We start from the raw sequence: 2,916 nt of genomic DNA on the forward strand, positions 1-2,916 counted from the left end.
GCCATGAACTTTCTCACGCTGTCTTTGCACCAGGGCGTAGAAGCCTGGGATCAAGAATGTACCTGCTAGAAGCACACACAATAGACCACCAATCAGCGACACGCCGAGTGAGTTTTGACTGACGTGCCCCGCACCAGCGGCAAAGATAAGCGGGAAGATACCCAGGATAAATGACCAGGATGTCATATTCACAGCGCGGAAACGTAACGTGCCTCCTTTAACCGCTGCACTATCGATATCAGCATCTTTTTCTTCTCGCTCTTGCTTGGCGAACTCCACAATCAAAATTGCGTTTTTCGCCGCCAAGGCTATGAGCAAGACAAGACCAATTTGGGCATACAAGTTAAGCGGCGTGCCAGTTAGATTCAACGCAAGGAAGGAACCTAACGTTGCTACTGGGACCACCAAAATAATAGCCAGTGGAATACTCCAACTCTCATACTGAGCCACCATAAACAAGTAAATGAAGATCAAAGCCAGCGCAAACGCATAAATGGCTTGGTTACCCGCGAGCACTTCCTGATAAGCCATACCTGTCCATTCATACGTGTACCCTTGTGGAAGAACTTCAGCAGCAACGCGTTCCATTGCGGCAATCGCATCACCACTAGAGTAACCCGGTGCTGGTTGGCCTTGAATGATAGCACTGCGGTACATGTTGTAACGCCACGCCACATCAGGCTCAAACACTTGCTCGTAGCTCACTAGCGTACTTAACGGGACCATATCACCGTTCGAAGAACGAACATGGAAACGCTCTAGATCTTCCATGCTGCTACGGTGCTGGCTATCAGCTTGCATGGTTACGCGGAAGTTCTTACCAAACATGGTGAAGTCATTCACATAAAGCGAACCTAAGTTGCCTTGCAAGGTTTGGAAAATAGACGACAGCGAAATACCTAATTGCTGCGCTTTCTCACGATCGATATCAACGTAGTAGTGCGGAACATTCGCGCGGAACGTGCTAAACGTGTAGGCAATTTCAGGCGCTTGGTTAGCCGCTTGGATCATTTCTCCCATGACCATCGACAAGTCGGTACGACTTCGCCCTAGCGTGTCTTCAAGCACAAACTCAAAACCAGACGCAGCGCCCATACCTGGAACCGCCGGTGGTCCCATCGCAAAAACAACCGCTTGAGGTAACTCTGTCGCCGCTCGCCCGTTAATACGTGCCGCGATAGCATTAGCAGAGTGCTCTCCTTGCAGCGAGTTACGAGTATCCCAGTCATGCAATTTGATAAATACAGAAGCACCGTTTGATGCTGCTGCGCCTGTCATAAACGAGTAACCGTTCGCAACCGTCACACCATCCACACCAGGCTCTTCACCGATCATTTTCATTAAATCATTGGTGACTTCTTCAGTACGTGATAAAGAGGCTGAATCTGGTAGCTGTACGTTAACCAGCAAAATGCCTTTATCTTCTTGAGGAACAAACGCTGTAGAGGTGGTTTTCGCAAAGAAAGTGACCGCTGCGATAGCAACTATAAAGAACGTCACGAGCAGTAAAGACTTCTTCACCAAGAAACCAGCGATCTGGCCATAACGCGTAGTGATGCGCTCTAAGCCTCTGTTGAAAGCCTGGAACCAGTTAGCGGTATTGCCCCCACCCTGCTTCAATACCAGAGAACAAAGTGCTGGAGACAGCGTCAATGCATTGATGGATGAAATCACAACCGAAATACAGATGGTCAAAGCGAACTGGCGATACATGATACCGGTGATACCTGGCAGCATGGCGACGGGTATGAATACCGCAAGTAGAACCAAGGTCGACGTGATGATTGGGCCCGTTACTTCTTTCATCGCTAGCAACGTCGCTTTACGCGGTGAAATGCTTGGGTCTTTCGCCATGGTAGTATCGACGTTTTCGATAACCAGAATCGCATCGTCCACCACGATACCAATCGCAAGGATCAAGCCAAACAAAGTAACCGTATTAATGGTGAAGCCCGTTGCCTGCATGATGGCAAACGTACCAATCAGAGAAACGGGGATCGCGACAACAGGAATCAACGTTGCACGCGCACTACCCAAGAACAAGTAAGTTACAGCAATCACCAATAGAATCGCTTCAATCAGTGTTTTTACTACCCCTTTGATCGATTCAGATACGAACACGGTTGTATCGTAGCTGGTCTCGTATTCCATTCCCTCTGGGAAGTTTTTGCTCAAGCCTTCAAGGAGCTCCATGACGGCCTGACCACTTTCTAACGCATTCGCATCCGATTGAAGAGACAACGCAACGATTGACGCGTCCTGGCCACGGAACTTACCGTTACCATCGTAGAACTTTTTGCCTAGTTCAACGCGAGCAACATCTTTCAGATAAACCGTAGAGCCATTGGGATTAGCTCGAAGGACTACGTTCTCAAACTCACTCACGCTTTCCAAGCGACCTTTGGTCACAAGGTTAAACTGAACTTCTTGCGGATTGTTGTATGGTGCTGCACCTACACGCCCTGCCGCAACTTGAACGTTCTGTTCAGCCAAAGCGGCGTATACGTCTGACGTGGTTAGCTTAAGGTTGGCCATTTTTTCAGGATCTAACCAAACACGCATTGCGTATTCGCCACCACCAATCACGTTAACTTCACTGATACCTTTCGCACGAGCCAACTGATCTTTTACATTCAAGTTAATGTAGTTAATCAAGAACTGATCATCGTATTTGCCATCAGGTGAATAGAAGTTAAGTACCATCAGCAAGTCAGGTGAACGCTTTTTCACCGTCACACCAACCATGCGAACTTCTTGAGGCAGTTTTGACTCAATCTGTGACACGCGGTTTTGCACGTTAACTTGCGCCATATCTGGATCGGTGCCGACATCGAACGTGACGTTTAGGCTGTAAGAGCCATCGTTCGCGCTCTTTGAAGACATGTATATCATATCCTCAACGCCGTTGACTGAGGT

The 2,916-nt window shown here is 48.3% G+C and carries 1 protein-coding gene; it reads right to left on the bottom strand.

Features of this window, described 5'->3' with window-relative positions:
- On the bottom strand, nt 1-2,916 hold a 2,916-nt coding region (gene vmeZ, locus IQR33_RS11190), incomplete at both ends, for a multidrug efflux RND transporter permease subunit VmeZ (RefSeq protein WP_228013864.1).

The organism is Vibrio sp. OPT46 (genome assembly GCF_015163535.1).
In the GTDB taxonomy this organism is placed as follows: Bacteria; Pseudomonadota; Gammaproteobacteria; order Enterobacterales; family Vibrionaceae; genus Vibrio; species Vibrio alginolyticus.